The 17,597-nt window shown below is 44.8% G+C and carries 14 protein-coding genes; 6 read left to right on the forward strand and 8 right to left on the reverse strand.

Features of this window, described 5'->3' with window-relative positions:
* The first annotated feature begins 165 nt into the window (after positions 1-165).
* Together QUB12_RS26535 and QUB12_RS26540 are read left to right on the forward strand one after the other, a co-directional pair.
* On the forward strand, positions 166-2,124 hold the full coding sequence (locus tag QUB12_RS26535) for a serine/threonine-protein kinase (RefSeq protein ID WP_333143487.1): 1,959 nt from the start codon (positions 166-168) through the stop codon (positions 2,122-2,124).
* Between the two features lie 83 nt (positions 2,125-2,207).
* Complete coding sequence (locus tag QUB12_RS26540; protein WP_333309166.1) at positions 2,208-3,482, forward strand: serine/threonine-protein kinase; 1,275 nt, start codon at positions 2,208-2,210, stop codon at positions 3,480-3,482.
* On the opposite strand, the gene QUB12_RS26545 is transcribed toward QUB12_RS26540, so the two are convergent.
* The 3 genes from QUB12_RS26545 to cynS form a co-directional block, all read right to left on the reverse strand.
* Complete coding sequence (locus tag QUB12_RS26545; RefSeq protein ID WP_333143485.1) at positions 3,474-4,064, reverse strand: type IV pilin-like G/H family protein; 591 nt, start codon at positions 4,062-4,064, stop codon at positions 3,474-3,476. The two genes, QUB12_RS26540 and QUB12_RS26545, sit on opposite strands and share 9 nt — an antisense overlap.
* 56 nt (positions 4,065-4,120) lie before the next feature.
* Positions 4,121-5,503, reverse strand: a complete 1,383-nt coding sequence (gene clpX, locus QUB12_RS26550) for an ATP-dependent protease ATP-binding subunit ClpX (protein ID WP_333105768.1) — start codon at positions 5,501-5,503, stop codon at positions 4,121-4,123.
* A gap of 359 nt (positions 5,504-5,862) precedes the next feature.
* Entirely contained in the window at positions 5,863-6,306 is a 444-nt protein-coding gene (cynS, locus tag QUB12_RS26555) for a cyanase (RefSeq protein WP_333143484.1), read from the reverse strand.
* Positions 6,307-6,751: 445 nt separating this feature from the next.
* On the opposite strand from cynS, the gene QUB12_RS26560 reads away from it, so the two are divergent.
* The 3 genes from QUB12_RS26560 (at position 6,752) to QUB12_RS26570 (ending at position 9,750) form a co-directional block, all read left to right on the forward strand.
* Positions 6,752-7,096: a slr1659 superfamily regulator gene (locus QUB12_RS26560; protein WP_333143483.1), complete on the forward strand. Its 345-nt coding sequence runs from the start codon at positions 6,752-6,754 to the stop codon at positions 7,094-7,096.
* A gap of 158 nt (positions 7,097-7,254) precedes the next feature.
* Complete coding sequence (locus QUB12_RS26565) at positions 7,255-9,393, forward strand: ATP-binding protein (RefSeq protein WP_333143482.1); 2,139 nt, start codon at positions 7,255-7,257, stop codon at positions 9,391-9,393.
* A 36-nt stretch (positions 9,394-9,429) separates the two neighbouring features.
* Positions 9,430-9,750, forward strand: a complete 321-nt coding sequence (locus QUB12_RS26570; protein ID WP_333143481.1) for a hypothetical protein — start codon at positions 9,430-9,432, stop codon at positions 9,748-9,750.
* Positions 9,751-10,165: 415 nt separating this feature from the next.
* On the opposite strand, the gene QUB12_RS26575 is transcribed toward QUB12_RS26570, so the two are convergent.
* Positions 10,166-10,420, reverse strand: coding sequence for a hypothetical protein (locus QUB12_RS26575; protein ID WP_333300426.1), 255 nt, complete (start codon positions 10,418-10,420; stop codon positions 10,166-10,168).
* Positions 10,421-10,475: 55 nt separating this feature from the next.
* Between QUB12_RS26575 and QUB12_RS26580 the strand changes: the two genes are divergently transcribed.
* On the forward strand, positions 10,476-13,061 hold the full coding sequence (locus tag QUB12_RS26580) for a PAS domain S-box protein (protein ID WP_333143479.1): 2,586 nt from the start codon (positions 10,476-10,478) through the stop codon (positions 13,059-13,061).
* Between the two features lie 231 nt (positions 13,062-13,292).
* On the opposite strand, the gene QUB12_RS26585 is transcribed toward QUB12_RS26580, so the two are convergent.
* From QUB12_RS26585 to QUB12_RS26600, 4 genes are all read right to left on the reverse strand, one after another.
* Positions 13,293-13,754 carry a VOC family protein gene (locus tag QUB12_RS26585; protein ID WP_333105759.1) on the reverse strand — a complete coding sequence of 154 codons (462 nt, stop codon included), beginning with the start codon at positions 13,752-13,754 and terminating at the stop codon, positions 13,293-13,295.
* Positions 13,755-14,387: 633 nt separating this feature from the next.
* Positions 14,388-14,873 carry a glutathione peroxidase gene (locus QUB12_RS26590; protein ID WP_333143478.1) on the reverse strand — a complete coding sequence of 162 codons (486 nt, stop codon included), beginning with the start codon at positions 14,871-14,873 and terminating at the stop codon, positions 14,388-14,390.
* 290 nt (positions 14,874-15,163) lie between these two features.
* Positions 15,164-16,057, reverse strand: a complete 894-nt coding sequence (locus QUB12_RS26595) for a DUF2382 domain-containing protein (protein WP_333143477.1) — start codon at positions 16,055-16,057, stop codon at positions 15,164-15,166.
* 220 nt (positions 16,058-16,277) lie between these two features.
* Positions 16,278-17,138, reverse strand: coding sequence for a DUF2382 domain-containing protein (locus QUB12_RS26600; RefSeq protein ID WP_333143476.1), 861 nt, complete (start codon positions 17,136-17,138; stop codon positions 16,278-16,280).
* Positions 17,139-17,597: the final 459 nt, after the last annotated feature.

Consider the following 17,597-nt stretch of genomic DNA (forward strand, 5'->3'; position numbering starts at 1 on the left):
GACAGGATAAAACCCCACCAAAAAAATAACTCTTTGTGGAACAGGCATCTTGCCTGTTGCTGACAGGATAAAACCCCACCAAAAAAATAACTCTTTGTGGAACAGGCATCTTGCCTGTTGCTGACAGGATAAAACCCCTCCCACAAAAACATTACTACAAACTATATGAACGCCTCCCCCGATTTTTCCACTCACGGCTATCAGATTGAAAAAGAACTCGGACACAACAGTCTCGGCGGCCGAGTTACATACTTAGCGAAAAATACGAACACTCAAAAATTAGTTGTACTCAAGCAATTTCAATTTGCCCAATTAGGTGCTAGCTGGGCAGAATACGAAGCTTACGAACAAGAAATTAAAGTTTTGCAAAAACTGGATTTTCCGGGCATCCCCCGCTATCTCGATTCTTTTCAAACTGACAGCGGTTTCTGCATGGTGCAGGAATACAAAAATGCCGAATCTGCTGTCGCGCGGACTTTTTCGCCGCCGGATATCAAGCAAATTGCGATCGCAACTTTAGAGATTTTAGTTAACCTGCAATCTCAGAAACCGCCGATAATTCACCGCGACATCAAGCCGGAAAACTTGTTAATAGATGACGAACTCAATGTTTATTTAGTAGACTTCGGTTTTGCTCGGCTAGGAGGTGGAAATATCGCGGCTAGCAGCGTTGTCAAAGGCACGATGGGATTCATGCCACCGGAACAAATGTTCAACCGACAATTAACCAAAGCCTCGGATCTCTACGGCTTGGGGATAACGCTGATTTGCTTGTTAACTGGTACGAAATCTGCGGATATCGGTAATTTAGTTGATGCCAATTATGGTATTCATTTCCGGCATTTAGTACCGCCATTGCAGCAGGGTTGGATGAATTGGCTGGAGAGGATGGTAGCGCCGAGATTGCAAGACAGATATCCATCGGCTGCGGATGCTTTAACTGCGCTAAAATCTTTGGATGTCAGCAGCTTGCCGAAAGTGAGAATTGAGCGCGATCGCATTCAATTCACCGCCGCAGAATATGGAGAAAAAGTAACACAAATCGTTACCGTTAGCAACCCTATTCCCGATACAATTTTAGCAGGTCGATGGGAAGTAGCACCGCACCCGAACGATCCGCCACATACTCCTTACGACCACCCTTGCATCTCCTTTGAACCGCAGAAATTTGAGGGCAATGAGGTTAGGTGCAAAATAACGGTAGATACGAGCAAATTGTTAGCAAGTAAAATTTATCATCGCCAGATGATACTCCACGTTAATTCCGATCCAGATACCCATAAAATTGAGATTCAAGTTAAAACGGCTCCTCTTCCAGAACCAAAGCAAATGCCATATTTGTTTAAAGATAGAGGGAGTTTTATGTTGGTGTTTATCTGCGTCGGTTGGCTGCTAAGCAACCCGATGGAGCGATGGATGTTTTTCACCTTAATAGCTGTGCTACTTCCGGGTTTTGCAGCAGCAGAAAAGACACTATATACAGAAACAGAAAAGAATCGATATACAAAAGGAAATAAAACTGTAAATGGGTTTCCATCTATCTTAGGAGCCACTTTAGGAATTACAGCAATATTACTGGCAGCGATTACTTTTTCATCACTTGGTAGTGGTTTTGGTAATAGTACGGGTAAAGACATCGCTTTACTTGTTGGTTTTGTGATCTCAGCTATAGTTGGTGCTTCAGGTGATTTTGAGAATAGTAGGAGTTTGACAATCCTGGCATTTGTAGCTTGTGGACTTTTGATGGTCTTTTCTTTACCGACGAGTATGGCAGTGATATTTGTGCTTTTGCTTACTAATTTGGGTTCTTTCAAGGTAGTTTATACCTTAGCTAAGACCAGAACTTACGAACAGATTAAAAGAGGTTTTTTTAAGAAAGATGCTGGAGCAATTTCATTTCTCACCGCTGGATTTTACATCAGTTTAGGGGTCGTATTTCAACTATACTTAAGGTTGGCCAATGAGATGGGATCGCTCGAACCCTTAAAAGTTTTAGTTTTAGCAGCAAGTGCGACTGCCCCTCTCCTCGTCACCGCTATTCCTTTACTTTACTTGATTGTTCTTAAAAGAAACATAATGATTGCTGCCTACCGCAAATCCCAGCCATATTTAATTAAACCCTAATCAACCCTTCCTACTAATAACTTTAGTTCGGATTATTCAATAATTTTAAACACTGAAGTCCTTACTACAAACCTTACAAATTTATGAACGCTTTTCCTGACTTTTCTAACTACGGCTATCAAGTAACTCGCGAACTCGGACACAATCGCGCCGGCGGGAGAGTTACCTATCTCGCTACCGAAATTAATACCAAACGTTCCGTCGCTGTCAAACAATTTCAATTTGCCCAAACAGGCGCTAATTGGGCTCAATATCAAGCGTGCCAACAAGAAATTCAGATTTTGCGAGAACTGGATCACCCCAGCATTCCTCGGTATTTAGATTCCTTCCAAACAGCATCGGGTTTCTGCATGGTACAGGAATACAAAAATGCCAATTCCCTCGCAACTCTCCGCAAGCTAACGCCACAGCAAATCAAGCAAATTGCTATCTCTGTTTTAGAAATTCTTAAATACTTGCAAAACCGCGTTCCGCCAGTAATTCACCGAGATTTAAAACCGGAGAATATCTTAGTGGACGATCGCCTGAATGTCAGCCTTGTCGATTTCGGATTTGCTAGAATCGGCGGGGGAGAAGTGGCCGCCAGCAGCGTTGTTAAGGGCACTTTGGGCTTTATGCCGCCAGAACAAATGTTCAATCGGCAGCTAACTGTTGCATCGGATTTATACAGTCTCGGCGCTACGCTAATTTGCTTGCTAATCGGCATCAATTCTACCGAAGTTGGCAGTTTGATGGACGATACCGGGCGGATTAATTTTAAACATCGCTTGACGCAGCTAACTCCAGAATTTCTTGACTGGCTGCAAAAAATGGTGGAACCTAATTTCAAACACCGCTATCCTTCCGCAGATGCGGCCTTAAATGCTTTGATTCCCCTCGAAGTAGTTCAGCAGCGTAACAACTTAAAACCGATATTGATCTCAGTCGGAGTATTAACAGCAATTTCTGCTATTTTTATTCCGCTTTTTTGGAAATCTCCCGAACCTCAAACAGCAGTAGATCTCAAACCAGTAATCAGCTCAGCAAATTTGAACCCTAAGACTCAAGTAATGTTAACTGACGAATTAGAATCAACGAAACTTAGAGATGTTTGGTCTTTGAAGCAAAAGAAAAAAGTCTATTTTGCTGTAAGTGCTGTTAACTTGCCAGAAGGAGAATATAAAAGTTATTGTAAGGTTGTCAACCCTCAAGGACTATTCGCAGCCCAAAGTCAATCTTATTTAAAAACGACGGGCGATCGATTAAATACTTGGTGCTGGTACAATTTTAAAAAGGATGACAAACCTGGCAATTGGAAGTTTGAATTTTACTTAGACGGTGAAAGAGTGGCGCAAAATAGTTTCAAGGTCTTACCTTAAGATAGTTGTTCCGGGCTGGCAGTGAATTTCTTTGCCGTCAAAAGTTGGCGGATTCCAAGTTTCTGCATAACTTGCATTAATTCGATCGCTCTCGCAAATTGCAGCAATAGTTGTTATAATATTGCTGCCCTTTTCTTTAAAAGCAAACACTGCGCCAGTGTAGGATTTCCCGGTACTCATATCATTAGGTTTGGCAATCGCGATCGCGCTTTCAAATTGTGCCGATTGGCGTTGATTGTACCAGGTTTGCACCGGACCCATTGAGGAGACAAGCGTGTAATTATTGTCATCGGTTTGTTCTTTAATTCCTAGACCCAATTGGGTAATTTTATCGCTAAATTTACCGTACTCTGCATAGTAAGCTTGCTGCGCTCTATTGATGCTATTAATATATTGTTTTGCTTCTGAGGATTTCGGATCGCTGGAGATGAAAAGTTTATTGAGTTTGAAATCGTAAAATGATGCCATGAGGCCACCCATAACCGCGCTGTAAATTGCAATCCTCGGCAGCAAACTGGATACTGGCAATCTCGATTTTTTACTGGCTTTAGCTACATTGACTGACATTTTTTTAACTGTCATAAAGTAAATTTGCCAAGCTTGTAGGGTGCGCCGAAGCGCACCTTACAGACAATAAATCAAGCAGTTTCGTGTTGTTTGTGCCAAGCGGGATGCCACAGCAATTCAGCAGTCGATCGCTTCTCGACCATTTCAGGAGTAATCATACAGTTAGCCACATCCTTGCGAGAAGGCAACTCGTACATGACATCCAGCATTAACTCTTCTAAAATGCTGCGGAGAGCTCTCGCGCCAGTTTTGCGACGATAGGCCTCCTGGGCGATCGCCCGTAGCGCTTCCGGCTGGAATTCCAATTCCACGCTGTCCATCTTCAACAGCTTTTGATACTGCTTCACCAGCGCATTCCGGGGCTCGGTCAATATCTGCATCAAAGCTGCTTCATCCAGCGGCGAAATCACCGTCACCACCGGTATCCGCCCCACAAACTCAGGAATCAAACCAAACTTGACTAAATCGTCCGGCTGTACCTGCTGCAAAATATCAGCGGCCCGCTTGTCTTTCGCCGGCAAAGTCGAGTTGCTGTCGCTTTCCGTTGGCTGAATAAAGCCCAAGGATTTTTTACCCAAACGCTGTTCAACTATTTTTTCCAAACCGACAAAAGCACCGCCACAAATAAATAGAATTTTGCTAGTGTCAACTTGAATAAAATCTTGGTAAGGATGTTTGCGGCCGCCTTGCGGGGGAACATTAACCACTGTTCCTTCCAACATTTTTAGCAGCGCTTGCTGCACTCCTTCTCCCGATACATCTCTAGTGATCGAAGTGTTTTCGCTTTTGCGAGCAATCTTGTCAATTTCATCAATATAAATAATGCCCCGCTGCGCCGCTTCCACATCAAAATCGGACATTTGCAACAGCCGCAGCAAGATATTTTCTACATCGTCGCCGACATATCCAGCTTCTGTCAGTGTCGTCGCATCCGCTACCGCAAACGGAACTTCGAGCATTTGCGCCAAACTTTGCGCTAACAAAGTTTTGCCACAACCTGTGGGCCCGACTAGCAGGATGTTGGATTTTTGCAGTTCTACATCGCTGTCAGGGGAAGACTTGTCGCTATCTTTAGCTTGGTCAACGCTCAAGCGCTTGTAGTGGTTATAAACTGCTACAGAAAGGACTTTTTTTGCTGAATGCTGGCCGATGACGTGGTTGTCTAAATGCTGCTTAATCTCTGTTGGTTTCGGAATTTGAGCTAAAACGATTTTCGATTTATTCGATCGACCTGGGCGCCTGGTTCCTTGTCCCTGAGACTCTCGCACCTCTGACTGGGGAATCTGTTGACCAATTGTTTTACTGGAGTCAAAGAACTCCTCCTCTAAAATTTCATTGCACAGTTCCACGCATTCATCGCAAATGTAGACGCCGGGCCCAGCTATTAACTTGCGGACGTACTCTTGCGACTTGCCGCAAAAGGAGCATCTGAGATGGGAGTCATATTTTGACATATTTGCCTCTTAATTTACGGTTGCGGTTGCTTGTTTCGACTGGGGAAGTTGCCGCGGGAGTGACCTTAGCTGTGCCCTAGAAGGGTTTCCCGATCGGACACCCAAGCCAGTCAGTCGATTTTAGATTTTAGATTTTAGATTTTAGATTTACTCCACAGATGAATTTTGGAGCTGAACTAGGGTCTAAAATTTGGGGCTCTGCACGACTTAAGTCGGGGGCTTGTCTCCGTTTTTTGGCGGAGTCAAGCTTCGCGATCTCTGTTTCTAAGTTAACACTTTTGAGGCTTTAGTGATTAGTCATGAGTCATGGGAGCCAATTTGAATTTTTAATTTTCACTTAAAAATAAAGCCGCACGGGCTTACCATTTTTTGTATTCCAAAAATTTTCCCGACATAATTATTTTCACTCGATCGCCTTTTGGGTCTGCTTCTTTCTCGACATCCAAAGTAAAGTCGATCGCGCTCATAATCCCGTCACCAAATTTTTCGTGAATCACTGCTTTGAGTGGCATCCCGTAAACCTGCATAATTTCATAGAAACGATAAATCAGGGGGTCAACCGGAACCGAGGCCTCCAAAGAACCTTTTAACGGAGGTTCACAGAGAACCGCAGCCGTCTCGCTATCTAGTCCCAAAGCCGAGACAATTTTCTCGGCTTCATCTGCTGATGCGGTAGCTTGACGGTAAATAACCGCAGCAATCCAAACTTCGTCGCGCCCCAAAACTTTTTCCAAATCTGCAAAACTAATTCCCTTAGCTTTTTTAGCCGCCAAAAGCTTTTCTGTAATTCCTGAAATTGCCATTAAATATTCTCCCCTTCACTTCTGTGTCCGATGTGAAATATGTCTCACATTTTTGGAATTTTGTCAATACTAAATTGAGAAAAAAATCGAATTGATAGGTCGGAACTTCAGCCCAAGTTGGTCTCGTCAACCCCCACAACTCATACAATTTGAGATTTGAGATTTGAGATGTTAGATTGGCAATGACTTATGACTACCAGGGTTGGGAGCTAGTCAACAGTTGCATTATTTTTGCCAACTCGTATCACAACCGCTAAATCCTAAAATAACTCCTAACTGCCCAGGGGCAATGCTACAGTTGGCAGTATATGTAATAAAAGTTACACGCGCAAAGGCCTTCGGCATTCGGCAAACGGGTAAATTTTGATCGTGCTAGCCTGAAGCTCAATCCTCGCTCACGCAGCCAAAGCCCCTTTACCACTCAAAATCGGCAACTGACAAAAGTATGGAGATTCAGACCAAAGATTACACGATCCAGTACGATCGCGCTACGCAAACAGTCACCTGTAGCGGCTCGTTCCGACTCAGCCAGGTGGAAGAATACGCACCGATCGTCGATCTGCTCAACGAAGTGGCCGACTCCTGCCCAAACACGGTGACTCTAGACCTGCGAAAGCTAGAATTTTTAAATAGTTCTGGAATTAATATTGTCTCAAAATTTGTGATCAAAGTGCGCCAGCAAAAAAATATTCAAATGGCCATCAAAGGTTCTAAACAGATCCCCTGGCAGATAAAATCCCTGAAAAACTTGCAGCGGCTGATGCCTTCCTTGCACTTAGAATTGGAATAATATTGGAATAATAGCGAAAAAGGTAGACAGGAATCCCCGGCTAAGTCCGCGAACCAGGATCAGGGTGGCTGAAGTTAATCGGAATAAGTCATAGTTAAACAAGCACAAAACCCTAAAAAACTTCAGAACCGACTAAAAATTACCAATTTTCAATTGCTATGCAGGAAGAACCATCGACAGAACAGCTACTTTTCGACGTTCAGCGGCTGAGTGCGGAACTTGAAAACTTGAAGCGCGAAAAGGTTGACCTAGAAATTTTGCTGGAGACTACCACCGAACATTCAGATACGATGGAAGCTCACTTGCTGAGCAAAGCTCAGTTGGCGCTGCGTTCAAGCGAAGAGCAGTTTCGGGCGATCGCCTCGGCAACTCCCGTGCCCATATTAGTTTCTCGCCTCTGTGACGGCTTAATTCTGTATGCGAACGCTCAATTGGCTTCTCTGCTGAACATACCCCTAGAAAAATTGATCGGCTGCAGCACTCCCGACTTTTACTTCAACCCCGCCGATCGCCCAAAGGTACTTGAGGCACTTGCTAAAGAGGGATACCTCCAAAACTACGAAATCCACTGCAAAAAATCAGACGGCACAGCTTTCTGGGCGATGATCTCGGTTCAGTCGCTGGTGTTTAACGGCGAGCCGACAGCATTGTGCGCCTTGTACGACCTCACCCAGCGCAAGGAAGCAGAACAAACCCTCCAAGAGAGCGAAAAGCGGCTCCGCCGCCAGAGTTTGGCTTTGTTGCAGCTAGGTAGGCAGAGGACTCTCAACAGCGGTGCGCTGAATGTGGGAATTCGCGAAATTACCGAGGCTGCTGCCCGCACTTTGGATGTGGAAAAAGTCAGCGTCTGGCTTTACAACCACGGAAGATTTGGAACTCGCTACCCCAGCGATCCCCAGCTAAATTTTACGGAGAGAGTGCTCGCCCACAACCAAACAGAGGCACTCGATACAGAGGCCACGGCCTCAGAGCAACACGAGGGGGTTAATCATTCTAAGTTTAAAATGCCCAACCTCAAATTAGTTTGTCTCGACTTGTACGATCGCACCCAGGAGAATCATTTGAGCCGGGAGTCCATATCGGCAAGCGATTTAAATTTATCAATTTTAGATGTTGAAGGCGACGCACCGGGCGAAAATTTGCGATCGGAGAATGGTTTAGAACCTACGACACAGACTCAAAAATCTCTACAAACAAATTTGTCCCACGCATCTTCGCTAGCCGAACATTCCGCTGTGCTGCCAAATGCCAGCAAGCCCAATTCATCCATATTAAATGTAGCAATTAGGCTCGGTGGGCAGATCGTGGGCATCCTCTCTCTCGAACATATCGGTGCCCCCCGCCAATGGGCTCTGGAGGAACGCACCTTCGCCGATTCTTTGGCAAATTTGGTAGCGCTGGCGATCGAAGGATTTGAGCGCCAGCGGGCTCAGGAAGCCCTCTCCAAAGCCAAAGCGCAGCTAGAAATGACCGTCGATCAGCGCACCGCTCAACTCACCACCGCCAATAAACTGCTCCGCATCGAAATTGCCGAGCGCAAAAGAGCCGAAATAGCCTTGCAAGAAGCCTTACACAAAGCTGAAGCAGCTTCGAGAGCTAAAAGCACTTTTTTAGCCAATATGAGCCACGAGCTGCGGACACCGCTCAACGCGATTATCGGTTACAGCGAAATGCTACAAGAAGAAGCACGGGAATCGGGACTCGAAGAGATCATTCCCGATACCCAAAAAATTTATAGCGCCGGCAAACACTTGCTGACTTTAATTAACGATATTCTCGACCTTTCTAAGATAGAAGCCGGTCGCATGGAGCTTTATTTAGAAAAATTTGACCTCTGTAATTTAATAGAAGAAGTCGTTGCAACTTTGCACCCTTTGGTCGAAAAAAATCACAATCAATTGCAAGTTTCTTGCTCTGAGACTTTGGGAGTGATGTATGCAGATTTGACTAAAGTCCGGCAAATTCTGTTCAATTTGCTCTCGAATGCCCTGAAGTTTACCGAAGGTGGAACGGTGCTGTTAAGCGCGACTCGCGAACCAGCAGGTGACAGCGATTGGGTTTATTTGCAGGTATCTGATACGGGGATTGGAATGTCGGCAGAACAGCAGCAGGGTTTGTTTCAACCTTTTATTCAAGGGGACGCTTCGACTACTCGCAAGTACGGCGGCACTGGTTTAGGATTGGCCATTAGTCGCTTGTTTTGCCAGATGATGGGCGGCGATATCACTGTTGAGAGTGAGTTGGGTGTTGGCTCTACTTTTACTGTTCATTTAAAGGCAAAAGTTGATATTAGTTAGAAGCAAGTTGGGCAACTAGCAATGGGGAGCATCTCAATGAAAGCAGCCAAGCCCAAAATAGGAGTTAGGAGTCAGGAGTCAGGAGAAAAGAGCCTGAAGGAAGAAGTCAGGAGCCAGAAGAAGTGTTTTTACAAATATGAGCGGCTCCCTAGCAATGTAGGGGATTTAAGGGATTTAACGGGTGGGGGTTTTGCCAGTAATTATGTAGCGGATTTAAGGGATTTAACGGATGGCAAAAGATGGAATAATTCCCCGATTACCAATTCCTCCATTACCAATTACCAATTACCAATTACCCATTCCCTTTTTAATTGTGACACCGATCGCGATCGACCTCTGTTGTCGATCACACACTAGCATTGTTTTTCAGCCTAGAATACCTATATTATCTCAAAATTGTCCTGCAGGCCCGATCGGGCGCCTCGCTGCATTTACAAATCCCACCTCAATCTAATTAAAGGGGTGGGGGGTTGCTTCCAGAAAGCCAATTTGGTAAAAGTAATGCTATGGTCGCGAACCAGTAGAAGGCAAAATTTAACAGGAAATCAGGAAGTTTCAAAAGTCTCTGGACGCAGAAACACAATTCTGCTTTTTGCCTTCATACTGTTTCTACTGGCTATATAGCATTGCTGCTGAAAGCAATGCAGAATTTCTCAGAATCAAAGGAGTGCATCTACATGATTAAACCTTGCAGTCAACCGCTAAAAATAAATCCTTTTACTTGTTATCGCGATCCGGCGACAGGCAGGTGGACTACTGTAGTTACAACTGTTCAGAACCCTTGCGAAACAGACTCTAGTTTAAAAGCAGAAGCCGAAGCCGAAAACGAAGGTAAAGCAGAAACGATCCTTTCTGCTTCGCCTGCTGTCTCGGTGTCGAAAAAAGTCCTTTCTTTCTCCTTGCCTCCGTTTAAACACCGTGCCAAAAAATCTGCTGTTAGTGTCAGCAGGTAGCTATCGCAGGGGTCTAATCTAGTTTCCACGGTTAGTCCCCCACGATCGCCCCATAAAAAAACAAACTTATCCATAGCCTAAACTGCCAAAAAGCGATATACTGGCAGCAAAGTTTCTCATTCAATATTCGTGAAGTATTTGCTCGATCGCTGCCTCCACTTTGTATGGACAGACCGACCAATTCGCCAGCGGGGAACAGTCATCATTGCTATTCCCTTGATTTTTCTGTTTGCTTCGCTGCTAGCAATTGCCGGCCTCCGGGATAGTGCCATACAGATAAGAAAGCGATCGGATACTAATAGGGCATTACTTCAGGAAACTAACCGCATGATCACCCTGGTGGTGGATGCGGAAACGAGCGTTAGGGGTTATGGGTTGACAAAGCGCCGCGAATTTCTATCACCCTACTTAGAAGCAAAGAAGAGTTTGCCTCCGCTGCTGGCTAAACTCAAGGTTATGGTTCAAGAAAACAAACTGCAAGCTCAGCGATTTGAAGAAATTAAAAAAAGTACCGAACAGCATATAAATTTCTTGCAAAACACTTTGAATAAGCTGGACAGTTCGGAAATAAGGATGCAGTCGCCGGAAATAATTGAGGTGTTCACTCAAGGCAAATTGAGGAGGGAGAACCTGCGCGCAAAAATTAATGTGTTTGCTAATGCCGGCGAAGCCTACCAGAAAAGTCTAGATCGGCAATTAGGGGAGTTGGTAGATTTCATTAATTTTGTGCAAGTTGCGGGTTTACTTTCCGGCTGTTTGGGTGCAGGGGCTTCCTGGTATTTATTTGATAGTTTAGAGAAGGAATTGATGAAGCGGGAAGCTGGCTTGGAAGAAAGTAAAAGTCGCATTCAAGCTGTGGTAGACAATGCGGCTGACGGTATTATTACTTTGGATGCACAGGGAAATATTGAGTCTTTTAATAGGGCAGCAGAAAACATTTTTGGTCAGAAAGCCGATAGAATAAGGGGATCTAACCTGCGGCGGCTGATCGCTCAACCGCTGCCGCACAGCAGTGTGGGGGATTATTCGATCGAATATTTTGTGTTACATCCCGATACTACGCTGAAGACTTACCAGCAAGAAACAGTTGGAATGCGACACGACGGAACGAAGTTTCCGATGGAGTTGTCTGTCAGCGAAATGCGTCTGGCAAATCAACACTTGTTTATTGCGATTTGCCGCGATGCCAGAGGACGGAAAAAAGCCGAGGAAACTCTGCGAAAGCAAGCGCAAATGCTGGATTTGGCCAACGATACGATCGCGGTACTAGACTTGAATGGGGCAATTTCTTATTGGAATTTGGGGGCAAAGTGGCTCTACGGGTGGCGGAAGTCGCAAGCAATGGGAAAAAATATTCACCAGCTTCTACAAACAGAATGGGCCCAACCTTTTGAGGTAATTCAAAAAGTATTTTTCGAGAAGGGTTCTTGGCAAGGAGAACTGGTGCGAACCAAGAAAGACGGCACCAAAATAACGGTGGCCAGCCGGTGGACTTTGCAGTACGACGATCAAGATCAACCGGTTGCTATTTTGGAAATCAGCAACGATATTAGCGATCGCAAACGCTCAGAAATTGCTTTAGCCCAAAGCGCGCAGCGGTTTCGCGCTACTTTTGAGCAGGCGGCAGTCGGCATGGTTCAAGCGACTGTGGAAGGCAAGTTTCTGTTAGTCAATCAAAAACTTTGCGAAATTTTGGGCTACAGCCGGCAAGAATTGGTGGAGAAAAGATTTCAGGATATTACTTTGCCGGCAGATTTGGCAAGCGAACTGGAACTTTTGCGCCAATTGTTAGCAGGAGAAATTGAAAATTTCTCTCTGGAAAAGCGCTACATCCGCAAAGACGGAGAGTTGGTGTGGGCAAACTTGACGGTTTCGCTCCTGCGAGAACAAAATGGCACTCAATTTCTGATGAGTGTGGTAGAAGATATTAGGGAACGCAAACAAGCTGAGGAATCGCTGCGGTTGCGCGCTCAAGAATTGAGGTTGACGGCGCAAAATCTGGCTCAAACGACGAATGTTTTGAAAAAGCGGAATCAAGAATTAGACCAGTTTGCTTATGTAGTTTCTCACGATTTGAAAGCGCCGCTCAGGGCGATCGCAAATCTCAGCAGTTGGATAGAAGAAGACCTCAGCGAGTCAATGACAGAGGATACTCTGCACCAAATGAACCTGCTGCGCGGCAGAGTTCACAGAATGGAAGCTTTGATTGAAGGACTGCTGCAATATTCCCGTGTCGGACGCATTAAAGTAGCTTTAGAAAGGGTAAAAGTTGATAATTTATTAGCAGAAATTATTGATTCTTTGGCGCCGCCGTCGGGATTTGAGGTGAAAGTTGAACCGGGAATGCCAACTTTTGTGACAGAAAGATTGCTGTTGCAGCAGGTTTTTTCTAATTTAATTAGCAACGCAATTAAGCACAACCGAGCTGAATCTGGTCATGTAAAAATATCGGTTAAAGAGTTAGATGATTTTTACGAGTTTTCTGTAGAGGATGACGGGCCGGGGATTGCTCCTCAATATCACGATAAAGTTTTTGTGATTTTTCAGACCTTGGAAGCTCGCGATAAAGTTGAAAATACTGGGATAGGTTTGTCGCTGGTGAAAAAAATTGTGGAAGGTCAAGGGGGCAGTATTTCCCTAGAATCTGCTGAAGGTGAGGGAGCAACTTTTCGGTTTACTTGGCCGAAGCAACCTATTAGCCAAGACGGAAAATAAAACAACTCTAAAGGTATAGCACTCCTAAATGATTCGTGTAATTCTTGTAGGGGCAAAACCCACGCCCGGTTGCCCCGCCTTGACTGGGGTAGGCACGGGGAGTAGGGGTAGCACTACCCCTACATATTTTTACAAATGATTTAGGATTGCTATAGGATGTTTACGGAACACCGCGCTCAAAAGAGTAAATGTAGGGTGCACACGGACTACGGAGAACCCGATAGCGAGTGTTTAAACGGCATCACAACGGATTTCGATGATAAATCCATCGGGATCGTAAAAGTAAATGCCGCGTCCTGTAGCGCGAGTGACGGGGCCGCTATCGATCGCAATTTGATTTGACTTTAGCACTTCCAGAGCGCGATCGAACAAATCCGGCTCGATATCGAAGGCTAAGTGGTTGGCGCGGGTAAAAGCTTTCTCCGGGTCTGGGTTTGGCGGTTCCAAGTCGGGCTGCCAAAATAAGTCAATAACAGTGCCGTCTGGGGTAACGAAATTAGCGACTTTACCAGCGGCTACCATTTCTGTTAAAGTTGCGGGAATTTCTGCACCTGTTAGTTCGTGCAGGCCGAGAATTGTACCGTAGAAGTGGCGGGAAGCTGTCATATCGCGCACGTTTAAAGCGATATGATGAACGCGGCGCAAATTCCCCGGCGCGAGGGCAATTTTGACGTTGTTTTCGGTAGTTTGCATGATTGTCAATTGCGAATGTTAAAATTGAAAGCAGTTTGATTTATTCAGATGGTGTCCTGTAAAATAAGCATTTTAAGTTGGTAGTCAGGACTTCATCGGGGCCCCGAAACCGGGTTTTTTACCTTGGGTGCGGTCTACAACGTCTCTTTTCGTAAAAAAACCCGGTTTCTCAACAATTGTGAGGATCGCGAATTAAATAACTTACAATTTTAATTGTTATTGTGGGATGGGCGTCTCGCCCGTCCAAAAAGGACGGGCGGGACGCCCATCCCACAAACTTGTGGAAGTTATTTAATTCCATTCCTGAGTAAGTCCTACTATTGTTATTTTTCTTTAGGAAACGATGCCATGCCTACAAATAGCATGGCCAGACCACCTGCCAGAATTGCGAAGGCAAGTAAACCTACCACTAAATCTAATCCCGATGTATTTTCCATTAAATTAAACCGTTCTCCAATTAAATACAATCATCGGTATTCGTTCAGGGTTGAGTGCTTGCAAACAATGGGGAAGAGCAGAAAAAAAATAGCTTTCAACTTATTAGAAAAAAAGCCTATTAATTTCTTCCCTCTTCCCTAAACATCCATCCGTTAAATCCGTTAAATCCTGTACACTGCTTAGTTGCCGAACTTTTTATTTAGCCAATTCTCGATCGATAGCAGCGATTAGTTCTGGTGAATCGGGGCCAACACTGCTGCGGAATCTGGCAACCACTTCACCCTGTTTGCTAACTAAGAATTTCTCAAAATTCCACGCAACCTCACCCTTGGGATCGACTGCACTCGTAAGCTTAGCGTATAGCGGGTGCTGCTGAGTGCCTTTAGCGCGTACTTTGTCAAATAATTCAAAGGTGACGCCGTATTTGGTAGTACAGAAATTGACGATTTCTGGATTACTTCCGGGTTCTTGACCTCCGAAGTCGTTGCAGGGAAATCCTAAAACACGGAGTCCAGCCGCGCTGTACTTCTTGCTTAATTCTTCGAGTCCTTTGTATTGAGGTGTATAGCCACATTTGGAAGCTACATTAACTATCAAGAGTACCTGGCCAGCGTACTCTCCTAGCTGCTTGTCTTCGCCTGCGATCGTTTTTACTTTAATGTCGGAGATTGTGCTGGGCATTTTCAAATACTTTTAAATTTGACCACCACAATTTTACCGCAAGTCGGTACAATTTTGTCTAGAGGTCGATCGCTAAAAATTTAAATATCCCGGTCGGGGCGGGTTTACGCATCTCCGGCTTATATTATAGATATTGGTGAACCCGCCCCTACCAAAATTACGGTTAATTTACCGAACACGATCTTAGTAGATGGCGGTGAACTTTCTCCCCAGCACGAGTCGCCACAGTCCCCTGTTAGATTTAAGTTTCTCGCTAATAGCTAAAATCTACACGGAAAAGGACGAATATTTTAACTCTCTGAGTGGTGTTCCGTCATCCATTTTTGGTAAGTATCCTCAAGTTGCTTGTCTTCCAGAACGAGTTCTAGGCGGACTTTGACGCAACCGTGACGGGGTTGAGAGGCGATCGAATTTAAGATTTTGCTAGCTTTCTGCACAGAGGTAAATTCCGCCTTAACTGTCGGTTCTTGGCGATCGGTCTTAATCTCGGTCAAATCTATACCGGTGATGTTTCCCTGGCCTAAATCTATTTCTGCCAACACCTTCGGATCGTCGCCGACTTGTTCGACAATCAGCTTTTCCCACTGGATGGGTACTTGTACCATCCGAGTTTCAATTTCTTTACGCACTATGACTTCGCCGACTTTGCGCTTGCTGCGATTGATCACCAATCGTTCTTCTAGCAGGCGAATTACTTCTTGATCGACAATATCGAAGTTTTCCTCATCCTGATCTGTCTCCAAATCTGCATTTGTGAGATCGGCATCTGTTAGATTTGACATAACTTTTGAGGGATTTGTTGACTCACTGTTGCTAAATTCACTATCCGGTTCAGAGGCATTTTCTAAATACGGATGCCCGCCATTTGCCGAAACTACCGGGAGCAGATCGACTTGCTCCGAATTAATAGTTACAAACAGCGCTTTTTGGTGATAATCGACTTTTTTGAGCAGCTTAACACTTAATAAAAAAATGCGGGGATTGTCGCTACCTAGCCCGGCAACCACAAAGTTTAACTGACCGTTAGCATCAAAATAGACATCTTTAACTTTGCCTACTAAGTGACCTTGGTTGTCTTTGACGGTAAAACTTTTTAGCTTAGTTCTGACCTTTTCAGGCACCCGGTTGAGACGGGTTATTGATTTGGCAGTTGCTATCTTTTCTGCTGATGCTTGACCGTTCATTTTTTAAACTTTCCTGCTTAGGGATTTTTATTATGAATTGGTAAGGGGAAATTGGTAAAGGCGGGGAAAGTGCATAAACCTTGCCAAAACTAGACAAGTTTTGTACCCCCCCGCCCCTCACATAGGAATTGCGCGATCGCTACCAATTCAATCAAACCTGCGCGGTGACAGAATTATGTCATTAAGGCGCAATTCCTATGCAATACCTGTTGCGGTTGGTTTATATCTTTGGATTTTTATTATCTACAACCGCAGTTCCATCAGTCTTAACGTCTAATTCTTCACGACGCAAGGTTTCTTCGCCCTCAACCGTGCTGCGAACAACTTCTTTTCTGACGTTGACTTCTTCCCGGACGAAAGCTTCCTTGTGAATGTCGGCCGTTTCTTCGTAGACTTCCATGCGTGCAACTTCCCCTGATTGGAAGTCAGCCTCACCGACTGAAACTACTCGACCCGCTTCTACCGGGGTTACTCGATCGATTACAACTCGTTCTTTTTCAATGGGTACTGAAGCTCGCGCTGTTTCAGTTTCCACGCGCTTGCCAACTGCTACTTCGCCTGTTTTTGCGCGGTGTTTGTTGGCAATCAAGCGTTCTTCATAAAGCTTGAGATTTTGGTGCTGCTGTTCGTTGGTTTCGTAGAGGGGGCGGTCGATATCGTAGCTGTAGCTGCCGCGATCGTAGCTAGCAGGAGTGGCAGTGCTTGCAGCGGCAGTTCCTTGATTGCGGTAGACGCCTCTTACCTGTTCTTCGCGATCGTAATCTACTGCTTCTAAATCATTGTAAGCCGGCAATTGTTCTGCTTGAGCTTTGCTGCGAAGGCCTGTTGCGTAGACCCGATGGGCTCCGTAGTCGAAGCGAGCCGAACCGATTGGCAACAATACTTTTTTGCCAAAAATCCAAATACCGGTGTCAATTACCAGATAGCGGAAACGGCCAGTGTCATCAACCAAAGCATCATAAACGGTGCCTACTTTTTCATCAGAGTCGCCAGCGTAAACATCAAATCCCTTGATGTCGTCTCCCGCAAAGATTTCTTCCTGATAATTCGGATAAAATTCTGCTAATTTTTGAAGGGCCATGTGTTTTTTCCTCTTTGCTCTACTTAAATTAATAGTAGAAATTAATTCGTTCAGTTCCCTCTCCCTAAAGTCAGAAGTGTAAAATTTAGGGTGTTTAATACTATAGGAATACTACGGCATCTCTTTTTCTGTGCTAGCGCCCTCAGCTATTTTAAATATTGTAAAACTATACAATCGTCAATCTTATAACAAGTATTAAAACTCAAAGCCAACCGTAGGGACACGGCATTGCTGTGTCCTACTCCCCCTGCTGGATACTCCTTTTCCTTTGCGGTGTGCCTACTGTTAATAATTGTTAAGTAGGTGGTTAAAAATCAACATTACATAGTAAGACCCAAATATCAAAGCCCCTCATCTTGCAGGAGAGGGCAGAGCTGTTTTATTCTCAGGGAAATCATCGTTTTGTAGGGGTAGCGCCCCCGTGCCTACCCCCTCCACGGATGAAGGGAAATCATCGTT

This window comes from Microcoleus sp. B7-D4, from assembly GCF_036705125.1.
Classification (GTDB): domain Bacteria; phylum Cyanobacteriota; class Cyanobacteriia; order Cyanobacteriales; family Microcoleaceae; genus Microcoleus.

Coding starts and splice junctions, on each gene's coding strand:
- cynS (WP_333143484.1), bottom strand. CDS start 6,306: ATGGCAATTTCAGGAATTACAGAAAAGCTTTTGGCGGCTAAAAAAGCT.
- QUB12_RS26540 (WP_333309166.1), top strand. CDS start 2,208: ATGAACGCTTTTCCTGACTTTTCTAACTACGGCTATCAAGTAACTCGC.
- QUB12_RS26535 (WP_333143487.1), top strand. CDS start 166: ATGAACGCCTCCCCCGATTTTTCCACTCACGGCTATCAGATTGAAAAA.
- QUB12_RS26545 (WP_333143485.1), bottom strand. CDS start 4,064: ATGACAGTTAAAAAAATGTCAGTCAATGTAGCTAAAGCCAGTAAAAAA.
- QUB12_RS26585 (WP_333105759.1), bottom strand. CDS start 13,754: ATGCAAACTACCGAAAACAACGTCAAAATTGCCCTCGCGCCGGGGAAT.
- QUB12_RS26565 (WP_333143482.1), top strand. CDS start 7,255: ATGCAGGAAGAACCATCGACAGAACAGCTACTTTTCGACGTTCAGCGG.
- QUB12_RS26590 (WP_333143478.1), bottom strand. CDS start 14,873: ATGCCCAGCACAATCTCCGACATTAAAGTAAAAACGATCGCAGGCGAA.
- QUB12_RS26570 (WP_333143481.1), top strand. CDS start 9,430: ATGAAAGCAGCCAAGCCCAAAATAGGAGTTAGGAGTCAGGAGTCAGGA.
- clpX (WP_333105768.1), bottom strand. CDS start 5,503: ATGTCAAAATATGACTCCCATCTCAGATGCTCCTTTTGCGGCAAGTCG.
- QUB12_RS26600 (WP_333143476.1), bottom strand. CDS start 17,138: ATGGCCCTTCAAAAATTAGCAGAATTTTATCCGAATTATCAGGAAGAA.
- QUB12_RS26595 (WP_333143477.1), bottom strand. CDS start 16,057: ATGAACGGTCAAGCATCAGCAGAAAAGATAGCAACTGCCAAATCAATA.
- QUB12_RS26560 (WP_333143483.1), top strand. CDS start 6,752: ATGGAGATTCAGACCAAAGATTACACGATCCAGTACGATCGCGCTACG.
- QUB12_RS26575 (WP_333300426.1), bottom strand. CDS start 10,420: ATGGATAAGTTTGTTTTTTTATGGGGCGATCGTGGGGGACTAACCGTG.